The organism is Kitasatospora sp. NPDC091207 (assembly GCF_044768625.1).
In the GTDB taxonomy this organism is placed as follows: domain Bacteria; phylum Actinomycetota; class Actinomycetes; order Streptomycetales; family Streptomycetaceae; genus Kitasatospora.
The window spans coordinates 182878-199090 of record NZ_JBIVVS010000001.1 but is presented as its reverse complement, the minus strand read 5'-3'; the positions used below and the strand labels follow the sequence as shown (position 1 = coordinate 199090).

At 74.7% G+C, this 16213-nt stretch carries 14 protein-coding genes and 2 tRNA genes; 9 read left to right on the top strand and 7 right to left on the bottom strand.

Going from position 1 to position 16213, the window contains the following annotated elements; translation table 11 throughout:
- Positions 1–128: 128 nt before the first annotated feature.
- From ACIQTO_RS00900 to ACIQTO_RS00870, 7 genes are all read left to right on the top strand, one after another.
- A complete protein-coding gene (locus ACIQTO_RS00900) occupies positions 129–446 on the top strand; it encodes an Lsr2 family protein (RefSeq protein WP_238860361.1) in 318 nt (105 codons plus the stop codon).
- A gap of 130 nt (positions 447–576) precedes the next feature.
- Positions 577–649, top strand: a tRNA-Gly gene (locus ACIQTO_RS00895).
- A gap of 40 nt (positions 650–689) precedes the next feature.
- Positions 690–765, top strand: a tRNA-Gly gene (locus ACIQTO_RS00890).
- 244 nt (positions 766–1009) lie between these two features.
- Positions 1010–2014 (top strand): ABC transporter ATP-binding protein, encoded by a 1005-nt coding sequence (locus ACIQTO_RS00885; RefSeq protein WP_402381088.1) that lies wholly within the window; start codon positions 1010–1012, stop codon positions 2012–2014.
- A complete protein-coding gene (locus ACIQTO_RS00880) occupies positions 2011–2859 on the top strand; it encodes an ABC transporter permease (RefSeq protein ID WP_402381085.1) in 849 nt (282 codons plus the stop codon). Before ACIQTO_RS00885 ends, ACIQTO_RS00880 begins: the two co-directional genes overlap by 4 nt.
- Before the next feature lie 92 nt (positions 2860–2951).
- Positions 2952–4181, top strand: a complete 1230-nt coding sequence (locus tag ACIQTO_RS00875; protein ID WP_402381083.1) for a sensor histidine kinase — start codon at positions 2952–2954, stop codon at positions 4179–4181.
- A gap of 86 nt (positions 4182–4267) precedes the next feature.
- Positions 4268–4888: a response regulator gene (locus tag ACIQTO_RS00870; RefSeq protein ID WP_402381081.1), complete on the top strand. Its 621-nt coding sequence runs from the start codon at positions 4268–4270 to the stop codon at positions 4886–4888.
- A 46-nt stretch (positions 4889–4934) separates the two neighbouring features.
- Here the strand turns inward: ACIQTO_RS00870 and ACIQTO_RS00865 are convergent, their stop codons facing one another.
- The 4 genes from ACIQTO_RS00865 to purD form a co-directional block, all read right to left on the bottom strand.
- Positions 4935–5834, bottom strand: coding sequence for a phosphoribosylaminoimidazolesuccinocarboxamide synthase (locus ACIQTO_RS00865; protein WP_402381079.1), 900 nt, complete (start codon positions 5832–5834; stop codon positions 4935–4937).
- Positions 5835–5940: 106 nt separating this feature from the next.
- The gene (locus ACIQTO_RS00860) at positions 5941–7482 is read right to left on the bottom strand and encodes a N,N-dimethylformamidase beta subunit family domain-containing protein (protein ID WP_402381076.1); all 1542 of its coding nucleotides are present in this window, start codon (positions 7480–7482) and stop codon (positions 5941–5943) included.
- 220 nt (positions 7483–7702) lie between these two features.
- A complete protein-coding gene (locus ACIQTO_RS00855) occupies positions 7703–9274 on the bottom strand; it encodes a hypothetical protein (protein ID WP_402381074.1) in 1572 nt (523 codons plus the stop codon).
- A gap of 543 nt (positions 9275–9817) precedes the next feature.
- A complete protein-coding gene (gene purD, locus ACIQTO_RS00850) occupies positions 9818–11065 on the bottom strand; it encodes a phosphoribosylamine--glycine ligase (protein ID WP_402381072.1) in 1248 nt (415 codons plus the stop codon).
- Between the two features lie 462 nt (positions 11066–11527).
- Here purD and ACIQTO_RS00845 point away from each other — a divergent pair, with 462 nt between their 5' ends.
- Positions 11528–12313: an SLATT domain-containing protein gene (locus tag ACIQTO_RS00845; RefSeq protein WP_402381071.1), complete on the top strand. Its 786-nt coding sequence runs from the start codon at positions 11528–11530 to the stop codon at positions 12311–12313.
- A 118-nt stretch (positions 12314–12431) separates the two neighbouring features.
- Here the strand turns inward: ACIQTO_RS00845 and ACIQTO_RS00840 are convergent, their stop codons facing one another.
- The 3 genes from ACIQTO_RS00840 to ACIQTO_RS00830 form a co-directional block, all read right to left on the bottom strand.
- Positions 12432–13079, bottom strand: a complete 648-nt coding sequence (locus ACIQTO_RS00840; RefSeq protein ID WP_402381068.1) for a hypothetical protein — start codon at positions 13077–13079, stop codon at positions 12432–12434.
- 113 nt (positions 13080–13192) lie between these two features.
- On the bottom strand, positions 13193–14263 hold the full coding sequence (locus tag ACIQTO_RS00835; RefSeq protein WP_402381065.1) for a GntR family transcriptional regulator: 1071 nt from the start codon (positions 14261–14263) through the stop codon (positions 13193–13195).
- 159 nt (positions 14264–14422) lie between these two features.
- Entirely contained in the window at positions 14423–15220 is a 798-nt protein-coding gene (locus ACIQTO_RS00830) for a carbon-nitrogen family hydrolase (protein ID WP_402381062.1), read from the bottom strand.
- A 171-nt stretch (positions 15221–15391) separates the two neighbouring features.
- Between ACIQTO_RS00830 and ACIQTO_RS00825 the strand changes: the two genes are divergently transcribed.
- Positions 15392–16213 carry a maleylpyruvate isomerase family mycothiol-dependent enzyme gene (locus ACIQTO_RS00825; RefSeq protein WP_402381060.1) on the top strand — a complete coding sequence of 274 codons (822 nt, stop codon included), beginning with the start codon at positions 15392–15394 and terminating at the stop codon, positions 16211–16213.

Below are 16213 nucleotides of genomic sequence, written 5' to 3'. Positions count from 1 at the left end.
CGCGGCAAGTGCTGCGTATCCGGCACGCCATCGGGCCTGCCCGTATGCGCTTGAGCGAGTAGTGCACATCAGGCCACGGGAGCGCACCCCGCGCCCTTCGGCCGAATTGCCCGAGAGGATTGACACCCATGGCTCAGCGTGTAGTTGTCACGCTCTCCGACGACCTGGACGGCGGCGCCGCCGCAGAAACCGTCCACTTCGGCGTCGACGGGAAGTCGTACGAGATCGACCTGTCCCTGGACAACGCGGAAAAGCTGCGGGAGGCCCTCGCCCCGTTCGTCGCGGCCGGCCGTCGCCAGAGCCGTACCGGTAAGTCCTTCCGCCGCACCGCGCTCACCCCGGACCCGGCCGCCGTGCGCGCCTGGGCCCAGTCGCGCGGCATGGAGCTGCCCGCCCGGGGCCGCATCCCCAAGCACGTCTACGAGGCGTTCGCCGAGGCGAACTGACCCCGCCGGACCCGGTCGTCCCACCTGCCCCGAAAGGGTGGGGCGACCACCCCGACCGATGGGGTAGAGTAATCCTCGTCGCCGCAACGGAGAGATCCGGAGAGGCGGCCGGTGCCCCACCAGGCACCGTGCGGACGTGGCTCAGTTGGTAGAGCATCACCTTGCCAAGGTGAGGGTCGCGAGTTCGAATCTCGTCGTCCGCTCGCAGTGTGCGAGCACAGCACAACTCAATAGTTCCATCCTGCGGACGTGGCTCAGTTGGTAGAGCATCACCTTGCCAAGGTGAGGGTCGCGAGTTCGAATCTCGTCGTCCGCTCCAGTACGAAGGGCCCCCTCGGTCGAGGGGGCCCTTCGGCATTCCCCCGCGAGCGCCTCCGCGGATCCCTCTCCGGACCTCCGACCGGATCTCGCCCGGCTTGTCCCGGGCTTGCCCGCGGCTTGCCCGGCGCTTTCCCGTCCGGCTCCCGCCGATGACATTTGTCATCGCCGACCCGTGGATCCGCGTCGCGTTCTCATGAGAGCGCGCACTGCCCGCGGCGCCCGGGCGGCGGAAGGCTTGAGCCATGGAAACGAGCCGGCCGCACACCGCGAGCGATCATGTGATCGAGGTCACCGACCTCCACCGCCACTACGGTTCCGGCAGCACCGGCCATCACGCGGTGCGCGGCGTCGACCTGGCCGTCGGCCGCGGCGAGCTGTTCGCGCTGCTCGGCACCAACGGGGCCGGCAAGACCTCCACCATGGAGCTGATCGAGGGCCTCGCCGCCCCCACCACCGGGACGGTCCGGGTCCTCGGCCACGACCCGTACCGTGAGCGCGCCGCCCTCCGCCCGCGGATCGGCATCATGCTCCAGGAGGGCGGCTTCCCCGGGGACCTCACCGTCGCCGAGACCGGCCGCAGCTGGGCCGGCATGACCACCGGCGCCCGCCCGCTGGAGGAGGCGCTGGAGCTGGTCGGCCTCGCCGACCGCCGGGGCGTCCGGGTCAAGCAGCTCTCCGGCGGCGAGCGCCGCCGGCTCGACCTCGCGATGGCCCTGCTCGGGCGGCCCGAGGTGCTCTTCCTGGACGAGCCCAGCACCGGCCTGGACCCCGAGGCCCGCGCCGCCGTCTGGCGGCTGGTCCGCGAGCTGCGCGCCCAGGGCACCACGGTGCTGCTCACCACGCACTACCTGGAGGAGGCCGAGGAGCTGGCCGACCGCCTGGCCATCATGCACCGCGGCCGGATCGTCACCGCCGGGACCGTGGCCGAGGTCATCGCCGGCCGCCCCTCCCGGATCAGCTTCGAACTCCCCGAGTTCACCGGGGCCTCCCTCCCGCCGCTGGCCGGGGCCACCCTGGTCGCGGACGGCCGGCGGATCACCGTGCAGACCGGGCAGCTCCAGGCCACCCTCACCGACCTGCTCGGCTGGGCCGCCCGGCACGGCATCGCGCTCGGCGCGCTCGACGCCCGCAGCGCCTCGCTGGAGGAGGCCTTCCTCGCGATCGCCTCCGAGGCCGCGCACCAGCCCCCGGCCGACGCCCCCACCGCTCCCTCCGCCCGCCGCCGCCTGATCGGACTCTCCCGATGACCACCGCCACCGCCCGCACCGCCACCGGCCCGCAGAGCTCCGGCGGCCCGCGGAGCACCACCGGCCGCCGGCTGCTCGCCCTCGGCCGGGCCGAGGGCACCCTGCTGCTGCGCAACCGGACCGCGCTGTTCACCGCCCTGCTGCTGCCGCTGCTGCTGATCGGCGGGCTGAAGAGCGTGCTCGACCAGCAGGCCGAGACCAACCCCGGCCTCGACGTCGACTCCCTGCTGGTCAACGGGGCGGTCGGGATGGTGCTGGCCTTCGTCGTCTACTACAACCTGACCGCCGCCTACGTGGCCCGCCGCGGCGAGCTGGTGCTGAAGCGACTGCGCACCGGGGAGGCCCGGGACATCGAGATCCTGGCCGGCACCGCGGTGCCCTCGGTCGGCCTGGCCCTGCTGATGTGCCTGGTGGTCGCGGTCGGCGGCGCCGTCGCCCTGGACCTGCGCGCGCCGGTGAACCCGCTGCTGATGGCCGCCGGGCTGGTGCTGGCGATCGGCACCCTGATGGCGCTGGCGGCCGTCTCCAGCGCCTTCACCAAGACGGTCGAGAGCGCCGGCATCACCACCATGCCCGTCCTGCTGCTCTCCCAGTTCGGCTCCGGGCTGTTCGTCCCGCTGGAGGTCATGCCCGACGGGATGGCCGACGTCTGCCGGCTGCTGCCCACCACCCCGGCCTTCCAGCTGATCCGCCTCGGCTGGTTCGGCACCGACGGCTCCGCCGCCGCCACCGGCTTCGCCGGCACCTGGGCCACCGCCGCTCCGCACCTGGTCACCGGAACGGTCTGGCTCGCCCTGGCCGCCTGGGGGGCCGTGCACTACTTCCGCTGGGAACCCCGCCGCTGAACCGGCCCCGGACCCCCGCTCCCCCACCGGACGGCGCCGCCACCTGATAGGAAGAACGCAGCACGATCATGATCGAAGGGGGAGCGGGAGAGATGGCCGTCCTGACGCCGAGGCGGCGCTGGAAGGGGTACAGCAAACCCCAGCGCACCGAGCTCTACCTCCGCTGGTCGCTCTACCTCATCCCGCTGATGATGCTCGCGCTGATCATGCTGGCCACCACCGCCTCGACCGGCCGGCCGGACACCGACGGCAGCGCCCGGGTCTGCCTGGTCGTCGGCCTGGCCGTCACCCTGCTGACCCTCCGGGCCCTGCGCACCTCGCTCGACCACTACCTGAAGCGGCCCACCGACCACCTGCGCCGGCTCGTCGCCGTGGCCGTCGTGACGGTGGCCGGCTGCTGGGCCGTCCTGCTGCTCGGCCCGGCCGACGGCGGGCCGGGGAGCCCGGACGCACCGCCGTTCACCGCCGTGGTCGTCTCCGCCCTGCTGGCCACCGCCTTCTGCCCGGCGGGCGTGGGCCTGCCGGTGCGCTGGGCCTGCCTCGCCGGGGTGTCGACCCAGCTCCTGGTCGCCCCCGCGGCCCTGCTGGCCGGGCTCGGCACCCCGGTCACGGCCGGTCTGCTGGTCGGCAACCTGATCGGGCTCGCCTTCGTCGGCTTCAGCTGCCGCAGCTTCGCCTGGCTGCAGTCGGTCGTCTGGGAGCTGGACACCGCCCGGGAGGCCCAGGCCCGGCTGGCCGTCGCCGAGGAGCGGCTGCGGTTCTCCCGGGACCTGCACGACGTGATGGGCCGCAACCTGACCACCATCGCGCTGAAGAGCGAACTCGCCGTCCAACTGGCCCGCCGGGGCCGGCCGGAGGCCGCCGACCAGATGACCGAGGTGCAGCGGATCGCCCAGGAGTCCCAGCGCGAGGTCCGGGACGTCGTCCGCGGCTACCGCACGGCGGACCTGCACGCCGAGGCGATCGGCGCCCGCGCCGTCCTGCGCGCCGCCGACGTGGCCTGCGAGATCGACCTGGGCGAGGACGCCGACGAACTCCCGCCGCCGGTGCAGTCGGTACTCGGCTGGGTGATCCGTGAGGCCACCACCAACGTGCTGCGCCACAGCGAGGCCGGCCACTGCTCGATCCGGCTGCGGCGCGAGGACGGCCGGGCGGTGCTGGAGCTGGAGAACGACGGGGTGCCGGCCGTGCCGCTCCCGTCCCAGGGCGGCGGGACGGGCCTGCGCGGACTGCGCGAGCGCCTCGCCGCCCACGACGGCGAGCTGACCGTCCCGGACATCGGGCCGGGCCGGTTCCGGATGTCCGCCAGCGTCCCGCTCTGACCCCGCCGCCCGCCGGGCCGGGGAGCCGCCACCCGGCGGGCCCCGGCCCCGACCGACCACCGCTCCCGTCCGGAAGAAGGCCCCCGATGACCGACCCCGCCCCCGTGCGCGTCCTGCTCGCGGACGACGAGCACCTGATCCGGGGGGCGATGGCCGCCCTGCTCTCCCTGGAGGAGGACATCACCGTGGTCGCCCAGGCCGCCTCCGGGCCGGAGGCGGTGGCGATGGCGCAGGCGCACCGCCCGGACATCGCGGTGCTGGACCTGCAGATGCCCGGGCTGGACGGCATCGAGGTGGCCACCGAGCTGCGCCGGCTGCTGCCGGACTGCCGGTCGATGATCGTCACCGGGCACGGCCGCCCGGGCTACCTGAAGCGCGCGCTGGAGGTCGGTGTGCGCGGCTTCCTGCCGAAGACCGTCTCCGCGGCGGACCTCGCCGGGATCATCCGCACGGTGCGCGCGGGCGGCCGGTACGTGGACCCGGAGCTGGCCGCGGACGCGATCAGCGCGGGAGAGACACCGCTGACCCCGCGCGAGACGGACGTGCTGGAGCTGGCCGCCGACGGCACCTCGATCGCCGAGATCGCCGAGCGGGCCGCGCTGTCGCAGGGCACGGTCCGCAACTACCTCTCCTCGGCCGCCGGCAAGCTGGGCGCCGAGAACCGCCACGCGGCGGTGCGGATCGCCCGCGAGCACGGCTGGATCTGAGACCTGCCCGGTCCCGGTCCGGCCGCGCCCGCGGACGTCCGACGGCTCAGACCCAGGAGGTACCGGTCAGCCGCTCGTACACCTCGATGTACCTGGCCCTGGTCTGCTCGACGATCTCGGCCGGCAGCTCCGGCGGCGGCAGCTCGCTGGCCCGGTCCCAGCCGGAGGCCGGCGAGACCAGCCAGTCGCGGATGAGCTGCTTGTCGAAGGACGGCTGCGAGCGGCCGGGCTGCCACTCGTCGGCGGGCCAGAAGCGCGAGGAGTCCGGGGTGAGCACCTCGTCGCCGATCAGCAGCTCGCCGTCGGCCAGGCCGAACTCGAACTTGGTGTCGGCCAGGATGATGCCGCGCGCGCGGGCGATGTCCCGGGCCCGGGCGTAGACGTCGAGGGTGGTGCGGCGCAGCTGGGAGGCGAGCTCCGCCCCGGTCCGGCGGGCGGTCTCCTCGTAGGAGACGTTCTCGTCGTGCTCGCCCACCTCGGCCTTGAGCGCGGGGGTGTAGATCGGGGCGGGCAGCTCGGAGCTGTTCACCAGGCCCTCGGGCAGCGCGATGCCGCAGACCGTGCGGTCGGCCTCGTACTCGGTCAGGCCGGAACCGGCGAGGTAGCCGCGGGCCACGCACTCGACCGGGACCATCTCCAGGCTGCGGCAGATCAGCGTGCGGCCCTTCCAGTCGGCGGGGGCGCCGGCCGGGATCTCGGTGGAGATCACGTGGTTGGGCACGATGTCGGCGATCCGCTCGAACCACCACAGCGAGAGCTGGGTGAGGACCCGGCCCTTGTCGGGGATCTCGTTGGGCAGCACCCAGTCGTGCGCCGACATGCGGTCGCTGGCGACCATCACGAGGTCGCCCGACTCGGCGCGGTAGAGGTCGCGCACCTTGCCGGTGTGCAGGTGGACCAGGCCGGGCACCTGGACCGGCTCGGGCTTGGTGACAAATCCGCTCAAGGTCGTCTCAGTCCTCAGGGGTCGTTCGCGGGCGTGGGGCGCGAAAGGGGAGGTCAGTGGAGCCGAGTCTGTCATGACCGCCTTCCCGGACCCCGCGCGGGCGGCCTCAGCCGTTCTTGCAGAGGCGGTCCAGCAGATTGGCGGTGGCCCGCTGGATCCGCTCGTCGGTGAGGCCGGGCCGGTCCAGCGCGGGCGACCAGGCGAACGTGCCGGCGGCGAACACGTACGCGCCGCTCGGCGCCCGGTACAGCGAGGTCTCCTGGTAGCGGGTGCGGCCGGCGAGGTCGCGGTACGGGGAGTGCGCGAGCAGCACCCGCTCGGTGTGCTGGGGCAGCGCCACCTTGGGGTAGTAGCGGTCGGCCTCGCCGGCGACCAGGCCGGGCAGCTCGTCGCCCTCCTGGACGCCGGTGCCGTCCCAGAGCCAGTGCGCGGTGTGCCGGGCGACCAGCGGGACGGGCGAGGCGACCCGGCCGGAGTACTGCACGCCGAGCAGGTGCTGCTCCGGCTCGCCGGCGTCCCGCCAGAGCGCGCTGGCCGCGCCGCTCACCCCGGTGGCCGGGCTGCCGGGCTCGACCTTCTGCCGTTTGCGGCAGTTGAGCAGCCGGTTGGGCTCGCCGGACGGCGCGGGGCTCAGCTCGACCCGCCAGTACATGGTGTTGGCGGACAGGAAGACCAGCGAGGTACCGCCGTCGCGGGCCCGCTCGACCGTGCGGCGCATCGGCTCGGACCAGTACTCGTCGTGCCCGGGGAAGATCAGCGCCCGGTGCCGGGCCGGGTCGACCAGACCGGCGTGCAGGTCGGTGGCGGTGGCGTAGGAGAGGTCGTAGCCGTAGCGCTCGGCCCAGCGGATGAAGTCGTAGGCGTGCCCGACGTGCAGCGGCAGTCCGGCGGTGGCGTGCGGGCGGTCGAAGGAGACGGTGACGGCCGCCTCCGGCTCGCCGACCAGCCGGCCCCGGCCGTCCCAGGCGTGGTAGAGGCTGGCGCCGCTGCGGCCGTCCTCGGGGAAGAGGTTGTAGGCCTGCCAGGTCACGTCCGGGATCACCAGCAGCAGCTCGGCGGCGCGCGCCTGGTCCTCGAAGTCCCGGACCGTGAAGGGGATGTGGCTGCGGTGCAGCATGTCGCCGGTGGTCAGCACGGCGACGTAGGCGCCGGGCCGCCAGTGGGTGGGGATCTGCAGCCGCCAGGAGTGCCACCAGTGGTGGCAGGAGACCGTCCGCCCGACCACCAGCGGAGCCGGCTGGGACAGCCCCGCGATCAGCGGGCTGGACGTCATGTGGTGGGCGCCGTCGCCGCCGTAGTGGCCGATCCGGAAGACGTCGACGGTGAACTCGCGGGGCGGGTTCACGGTGACCCGGAAGTCCACCGAGCCGCCGGGGCGGACCACCCCGGCCGAGGCGAAGCCCTTGATCTGCTGCACCACGTCGTTGGCCCCCTGCGGGGTGCCGACCGGGGGCTTGGGTCTGGTGCCGCCGGCCAGCGGCTGCTGGCCCGGCGCGTCCACCGAGACATACCAGGGGACGGCGCCCCCGGCTCCCGCCAGGTACTGGTCCGGGCTGCGCAACCAGGGCAGCGGGCCCTGGCCGAAGGGGTCGGAGACGCTGTACGCGTGCGTTCCGGACTCCCAGCGGCGGTTGAGTTCCGTCCCCACGCGCCCCTCCCACAGATGCACCCTCCGCCGGTTGGCATGTGCCTCCCGGATGTGCGTGCGGTCTAATACACCACAGAGTGCTGGCGCTGCGTCACCCTACGGTAGCAACTAGTGCCTGAGAATCTTCCGGGCTGTCCCCGAGAGGGGCTCCGGCCTGGGAAGACCTGCCGCGGGCGGCCGACCCGGGGGCGCGAGCACCGGTGCCGAGCGCCCTCCGGGTTCAGAGCCGGACCGGTTTCTCCAGCCGGACGTCGGCGGCGTCCAGCCAGGCCCGCAGCGGGCCGTCCTGGCCCTGTTCGACGGCCTGGGCGACCGGCTCGGCCAGATCGGTGCGGCGCACCCCGCCGATCAGCAGCACCGGGCCGTCCAGCCAGTCCAGACCGGGGGTGGCCCCGGCGGTGTCGACGGCGGCGCAGCAGACCATCGCGGTGACGTGGTCGACCAGGAGGTCCCGACCGGTACGGACGGGTTCGAGCAGCGGGGCGGGGGCCGTGGTCCCGGCCGGCCGGGTGGTGAGCGCGGCGGCCAGCTGCTCGCCGCCGCCCTCGGCGAGCCGGCCCAGCAGCCTGGTCACCGTCGGGGCGCCGGGGCGGGCCTGCGGGGCGAGCCGGTCCAGCGCGGACTGCAGCGCGGTGGCACGGGCCCGCCAGCCGGCGTCCACCACCTCGGCCGGGTAGTCGGCCCAGTCCACCTCGCGCCAGGCCCCGGAGGCGGGCCGGCCGAAGAACAGCTCGGCGGCGAGCAGGGAGACCGCCTCGTCCACCGTGCCGGGCTCCTCCAGCAGGTCGCAGGCGGGGCGGTCGCCGAGCCGGCTGCTGTACCCGTCGGCCAGCCGGTCGCGCCGGGACAGCTCGGTGAGCGCGGCCACCACCCCGGCGTTGAGGTGGGCGGGGTGCCGGCCGAGCCGCCAGGCGGGCAGCGCGACCCGGGTGAGCAGCCGGTCCCAGCCGGCGTAGGCCAGGCCGACCTGCTCCTGGGCGGCGATCCGCAGGCCGTAGTCGACCGCGCGGGCCTGTTCGGAGGCCCAGCCCGCGACGGCCCGCTCCAGCTCGGCCGAGTGCGCCCGGCAGGCACCGAGCAGCCGGCGGGTGATCCGGTCGGTCAGCGCGGCCGGGCCGCGGCGCCCGCGCGGCGCGGGCGGCGCGGGGGCGCCGACCACACCGGGTACCGGGGCGTCGTCCAGGCTGGCGTCCAGGCCGCGCAGGAAGCGGCGGGCCGCGGCGATGTCCGGGTCGGCGGCGGCCGCGGTGCCGGCCACCACCGGGGCGAGCAGGGCGCGCAGCTCGCCGGACCGCATCCACCAGAGGAACGGCGAACCGATCACCAGCATCGGCGCGGCGGGCTCCTGGGCCCGACCGGGCGAACGGCGCGGACCGGCCGGGCGGGCCGGCGGGACGTCCTCCAGCCAGCTGTCGCAGTCCGGGGTGAGGGCGATCGCGGAGGGCGCGGGGACCTCCAGCCGGTCGGCCAGCTCGTCGATCAGCCGGTACAGCTCGGGGGCCTGGGCCCGGTCGAGCGGGACGACCGGGGTCTGCGGCGGGACGGCCCGGCGGTGGGCCCGGGCGGCCAGGCCCGCGACCAGCAGGGTGACGGCGGCCACCGCGCAGACCGCCCAGCGGACGGCGTCCCAGCCGGCGGCGTCGGGGGCGCCGGGAGCGCCGATCCGGCCGGTGAACCGGCCCGCGAGCAGGACCGCCGCGGCAGCGGCGGGCAGTGCTGCGGCGGCCAGGGCGATGCCCCGGACCCGCAGGACCGCGTGGGCGTGAGCGCGCGCGGTGTCGACAGCGGCCATACGGTGCGGCACCCCCTTCGGAGCCCTCGGGCGCCCGGCGACGGGGCCCTGAGCCGACTCGAAACGATCAGTTCCGACCGGGAATCGGCGGCGTCCGATCCCGGTAGTACATGCTGCGTGGCGCTTCTGACATTCTTGACGCCCTTGTCCGGGTGGGTGTTCCGGATCGCCCCGGTTTCCACTCGTCCCGGTGACGGTGCCCGAATTCCGGACGACCGTGCCGGGCGCCGTGCGAAGCGGCCCGGGCGTGCCGGTCCGGCCGGACGCCGTCCAGCATCCCCCCGCACGACCGCCGCTACCCGGCGCGGCCGCGAGCGGCACGGCCCACGGTGCTGCGGACCAGCGCACCATAAGGCCGGGCAGCCGGTTGCGTCAGCCGGATGCGGTCGCTATCACTCGATGGGCTGGATTCCGGCCGCCGAACGGTGCGGTGACCACCGGAAGCACTCCCGGGCCCGCACCCCCGAAACGCCGCGGGGCGCTGCGTCCATGGGGGTTGTTTCCCCTCGGACGCAGCGCCCCGGAGCGCGGCGAAACCGCCTGCTACCGCGCGGCCTTGAGCGCGATGTCGGTGCGGTGCTGACCACCCTTGAGGCTGATCCGGTCCACCGCCGCGTACGCCCGGCCGCGCGCCTCGGCGAGGTCGGTGCCGGTGGCGGTCACGGACAGCACCCGGCCGCCGGCGCTGAGCACCCGGCCGTCCTCGTCCGCCCTGGTCCCCGCGTGCAGCACGAACGCGGTGCCGTCGGCGGCCTCGGCGTCCGCCAGACCCTCGATCACGTCGCCGGTGCGCGGCGCCGCCGGGTAGCCCTCGGAGGCGATCACCACGGTGACGGCGGCGCCGTCGTCCCAGCGCAGCGGCTCCAGCTGGTCCAGCGCGCCGGTGGCACTGGCGTGCAGGACGGCCGCCAGCGGGGTGCGCAGCCGGGCCAGCACGACCTGGGTCTCCGGGTCGCCGAAGCGGGCGTTGAACTCGATCACCCGGGTGCCGCGCGAGGTCAGCGCCAGGCCCGCGTAGAGCAGGCCGGAGAACTCGGTGCCCCGGCGGCGCAGCTCGTCCACGGTGGGCTGCAGGACGGTCTCCAGGACCTCCTCGACCAGGCCCTCGGGGGCCCACGGCAGCGGCGAGTAGGCGCCCATGCCGCCGGTGTTCGGGCCCTCGTCGCCGTCCAGCGCGCGCTTGAAGTCCTGCGCGGGCTGGAGCGGGAGGACGGTGGTGCCGTCGGTGATCGCGAACAGCGAGACCTCGGGGCCGTCGAGGTACTCCTCGATGACCACGCGCTCGCAGGAGGCGGCGTGGGCCAGCGCGGCCTCGCGGTCGGAGGTGACCACGACGCCCTTGCCGGCCGCCAGGCCGTCGTCCTTGACCACGTACGGCGCGCCGAAGGCGTCCAGCGCCTCCGCGGCCTCGGCGGGGGTGGCGCAGACGTAGGAGCGGGCGGTGGGCACCCCGGCGGCGGCCATGACGTCCTTGGCGAACGCCTTGGAGCCCTCCAGCTGGGCGGCCTTCCCGGACGGGCCGAAGACCGGGATGCCGGCCGCGCGCACGGCGTCGGAGACGCCCGCGACCAGCGGGGCCTCCGGGCCGACCACGACCAGGTCGGCGTCGAGCCGCCGGGCGAGCGCAGCGACCTGCGCACCGTCCAGCTGGTCGACGGGGTGGACCGTCGCCACCTGCGCGATCCCGGCGTTGCCCGGGGCGCAGTACAGCTCGGTCACGGCGGAATCTTGGGACAGAGAGCGGCACAGGGCGTGTTCGCGGGCGCCGCCGCCGATGACGAGGACCTTCACGGTTGGCAAGGGTAGTCGGTGGCCGGTTCGCGTCGCCCTCCGGTCCCGTCGGAACCTCCGGCCGAAGCCGTCCGTACGCCTCCGGTGCCGGAGGATCCTCCGAGCCGCGGCCCGGAAGGTGCGCCCCGGGTGTCCGGGTCAGGACAGCGGGTCACCGGGGCCTCGCTCGGACGGGTGAAATCTCGCCGACCGCCGCAACCCGCCCACCTCGGCATCCGGCGGTCGAATCCGGTAACGATCATTGGTGAAGCGCCCCCATGGTCAGCCATTTGGCGGTAAGAAAGGGCTGATGGACAACCACCGGCCACCGGCCGGAACGGCGTCCCCGGGCACCCACACCGCCGGGGGACACCGCGTGTTCCGATGCGTCGTCCGGCGTTTCACGGCCCGTCAGGTCGAGGACGTGTCAGGAGGACGCGACGGTCAGACCCAGCAGTCCGCCCGCCACAGGGAGCCCCACAGGTGAGCCAGCCGGAAATGCAGCCCGAGGAGAGTGCCTGGGGCAAGGAGATCGGCGAGGAGGACCAGCCCGCCGCCGCCGTCGTACCCCGGGCCTCCACCCGCCACCGGGCCGATCTGAGCGCCCGCCAGTTCCCCCTCGGGGACTGGGGCGAGCCCGCCGAGCGGCTGGAGGAGCTCTACCGCTGGTCCGAGGAGCGGGCGGTGGAGGCGATCGACTGGTACCGCCGGGACCGGGTCTGGAAACGCCGCTGGGCGCGGCTGCTGAGGTTCGGCACCGCCGGCTTCGCGGTCGGCGGCGTCACCGCCCCGCTGGTGGACCTCACCGGCACCGTGGCGAACGCGACCGGCTGGGGCTACGTCGGTCTGGCACTCGCCGCGGCCTGCTACGGCTCGGACCGGGCGTTCGGGCTGACCTCCGGGTGGATGCGGGACGTCTCCACCGCGCAGGCGCTGCAACGGCGCCTGGAGGCCTTCCAGTTCGACTGGGCCTCGGAGTGCGTGCGGGAGGTGCTGGGCCCCACCGAGGGCACCGCGGGCGAGGCGGCCGAGCGCTGTCTCGGGGTGCTGCGGCGGTTCTGCGAGGACATCTCGGACATGGTCCGCACCGAGACCTCGGAGTGGATGCTGGAGTTCCGGGCGGGCATGACCCAGCTGCCCACCCAGGCCTCGGGCAGTTGGGGCGGCCGGAGCGAGTCGGGCATCGGCGCCCAGGTGCGGATCCTGCCGCCGCCGGGCACCCGGCCCACCATGCCGCGCCAGCGCCCGCCGGAGGGCCCGCTGCGCTAGCCGGGTCCGGGCGGACGCGCCCGGACCCGGGGACGCGGAGCGCTCGGAGGATCGGAACCCTCGGGGTCCCGGAACGCTCGGGGTCTCGGAGCGCTCGGGAACCGGGCCGCTCGGAGGCTCAGGCGAAGACGATCATCGATCCCTGGGTGAGGCTGCGGGTGGCCGCCGCGTACAGGCCCGCCCAGGCGTGCCGCTCCCGGGCGAAGGGGTGCAGGTCGTCCAGCGGCGGGCCGAACGGCTGCTCCAGACCGGTCGGGCCGAGCGGCCGGGTCGGGTCCGGCGGGTTGACCGGGTCGATGTCCAGCGCCGGTGCGACGGCCTGGAGTTCGCGCAGCAGCCCGTGACTGGAGCCCAGCGGGCCGCCCGAGGCGAGCAGCGCGTCGTCCACCAGCGGCACCGCGAACTCGATCGGCACGTACGCCCCGGCGTGGTCGAAGTGCCAGACCAGGTGCGAGTGTTCCGCGCTGCTCTCGAACATCTCCAGCAGCTGCTCGTAGTCGCCGCCGAGGGCGTCCACCGGCGTGATGTCCAGGCCGGTCAGGCCCAGCAGGTAGGCGCGGCGCAGGAAGTGCAGCGAGTCGTAGTCGAAGGCTGCTATCGGCTCGACCGCCCCGCTTATCCCCGGGACGTACTGGTAGACCGGCACCTCGGGCAGCCCGTGCGCGGTCAACACGGCGTTGTAGAGCGCGAGATCGTCCCGGAAGGGATTGTCAGGGCTGTGGCTCAGCACGTCCACGAGCGGGACGAGCCAGAGGTCGCAGGCCATGGCCGGCTCTTCCTCTCCGGGCGGCGGAGTCGCCCGCGTGGGCGGGCGACGGATGGACGGGTCGGTGTCCGGACGCTCGGTACAGGGACCGCCCGGGACGACGACCGCCCACCCTACCGGCCCGGCGCGCGGTGCGGGCCGGGCCGCCCCTCGGGCAGTTGACCGGCCGACGGGTCGGCGTACCGGCGGCCGAAGCGCCCGTACGCCGCCGTGCGGGGCTGCGGCACCAGGCCGAGGCCGAGGCCCAGTTCGCGGCCGAGCTCCCGGCCCAGCTCGCGCTCCCGGCCGCGGCCGGGCTCCGGCAGGCGGGCCGGGGCGGCGCCGGACGCCTCCCCGCGGGCCCCGTCCGCCGCCTCCGGGCCCGGGGACGCCGGCTCGCCGGCCGGTACCGACGGACCGGCCGCCGGGGCTGGCCCGGACGGACCGGACGACGCGGGCGCGGGCACCGGGTCGAGCCCGGCGGTCAGCAGCGGCAGCACGCCCACCGGCTCCACCGGCTCCCCGGCCAGCCCGGCCAGCACCCGCACCGTGAACAGGTTGTACTCGCAGACGATCCGGTGCGCGCCCGCGATGTCCTGCCCCTCGATCGCGTCGACCAGCTCGACGTGGCGGTCCCAGCAGACCCCGCCCAGCGTCGGCATCGCCCGCAGGTAGGGCGCGGCGAACATCCAGGACTGCACCCGGAGCCAGTCCAGGTAGTCGCCGATCCGGCGGTTCCCGAGCAGCCCGGCGACCTCCTGCCAGAACCGGCGGTCGCAGCCCACCATCACGTCCAGGTTCCCCGCCCGGACCGCCCGGACCGCCGCGTCCGCCCGGCGGCGCAGCGAGGGCAGCCGGCTGACGTCCGGCGCGGCGGCGCGCACCGCGAGCTGGCGGAAGCAGCTGTCGGTGAGCAGCACCCGGGACTCGAAGATCTCCAGGAAGTCGGCCCAGCCGAACTCGGGGACGGTGAACCCCCGGTGGTGCTCGGCCCGGAGCAGCCCCTGCGCCCCCAGGTCCACCAGCGCCTCGCGGGCCGGGGTCGCGGAGACGCCGTACAGCTCGGCGATCTCCTTGACGGTGAAGTTGCGGCCGGCTGCCAGCCGGCCGGCCATCATCTCCTCGCGCAGCGCGCCGGCGATCTGCTCGCGCAGGCTGTTGCGCCGGATCACGGGACTGGTGTCGCCTGCGCCGGTGCCGGACATGCGCGCGACCTCCTCGGGCAGGCTCGACGGTCTGCCTCGGGACAGGCCGGCTGAAGAACGGCTGGTAACACGACGAAGGCTCATCTTCTCAAAAATGCCGCCGTCCTGTACAAGCCCTCCCGTATGCCCCGGAAAGCCACGCTCAGCCGCCCCCGGGTGTCACCGCTGCACCGGTGCCGGGATGCCCAGCAGCCGGTCCCGGTGCACCGGGAACTCGGCACGGGCCCGGGCCACCTCCGCCGGGTCGAACTCCACGGTCAGCACCTCCTCCCCCGCACCCGCCTCGGCCAGCACCCGGCCCCACGGGTCCACCACGATGCTGTGGCCGGCCTGCTCGACCCCGCCGTGCGTCCCGGCGGTGTTGCAGGCCAGCACGTAGGCCTGCTCCTCGACCGCGCGGGCCCGGCTCAGCAGCGTCCAGTGCTCGCGCCGCCGGGCCGGCCAGGCGGCCGGGACCACCAGCAGCTGCGCGCCGGCGTCCAGCAGCGCCCGGAACAGCTCGGGGAACCGCAGGTCGTAGCAGGTCGCCAGACCGAGTGTGCCGAAGTCGGTGGCGGCGGTGACGATCTCCTGCCCGGCGCCCATCACCACCGCCTCACCGCTGTCGAAGCCGAAGCGGTGGATCTTGCGGTAGGTGTGCACCAGCTCGCCGTCCGGGGCGAACAGCAGCGAGGTGTTGTAGATCGGCCCGTCCGGGTCGCGCTCGACGACCGACCCGGCGTGCAGCCAGACCCCGGCCGCCTTCGCGGCGGCGGCCATCGCGTCGGAGGTGGGCCCGTCCAGCGACTCGGCGCCGTCCGACCAGAGGTCGTACGCGAAACCGCCCAGCGCCCACAGCTCCGGCAGGACGACCAGGTCGGCGCCCTGCTGGGCCCGGACCAGGGCCGCCGCCCGGGCCCGCCGCTCGGCGGGCGGCTCGGCGTCGGAGACCGCGAGTTGGATCAATGAAGCGCGCACAGTACCACCGTCCACGGCAAGAGTCCTACGATCGTCACTCGAAAGCGCTGCCCAGTTCTCACCCGGCAGCGTAACGTGCGGTTAGCGTGTGTGCCCGGAAGCCGGACTTTCCGTCCGGCCCCGAACGAGGGCGCGCGTGGCAAGGCAGCTGACGGAGGGCCGGAGATTCCCGTGACGGACAACCAGACCGTGCAGGCTTACACCGAGGCGTGGACCCAGTCCATCGAATCGATATCGGAGCTGGTGGCCCCTCTTCCGGAGGGCTCCTGGAACCGGGCCACCGAGTGCCCCGGCTGGTCCGTCCGGGACGTCGTCTCACACGTCATCGCCGTCGAGTCCGAGCTGCTCGGCGACCCCCGCCCGATCCACTCGCTCCCCCGCGACCTGCGCCACGTCACCACCGAGTTCGCCCGCTACATCGAGCTGCCGGTCGACAAGCGCCGCTGCCACACCGCGCTGGAGATGACCGGCGAGCTGGAGTACACGATCATCCGGCGCTCGCGCGCGCTGCGCAACGCCAAGCAGACCCCCTCCGAGGGGATCCGCTTCCCGGCCGGACCGCTCAGCCGCGACGTGCCGTACCACGAGCTGCTGCGCCACCGGGCGTTCGACGTCTGGGTGCACGAGCAGGACCTCCGCCGGGCCCTCGACGAGCCGGGCAACCTGGCCTCGCCGGCCGCGCTGCTCACCCGGGACGTGCTGCTGGAGGGCCTGCCCAAGGCGGTCGCCCACCGGGCCGGCGCCCCGGCCGGGACGACCCTGGTGGTGGACGTCACCGGCCCGGTCGAGTTCCTGCGCACCGTCCGGGTCGACGCCACCGGCCGCGGCACGGTGGACGAGTCGATCAGCCTCGCGCCCGACGTCCAGCTCACGCTGGACTGGGAGACGTACGTCCGGCTCGCCTGCGGCCGGGGCCGGCCGGGCCCGGTCGGCGTCGAGGGCGATCGGGAGCTGGCCTCGCGGGTGCTGGCCAACTTCGCCGTCACGGCCTGA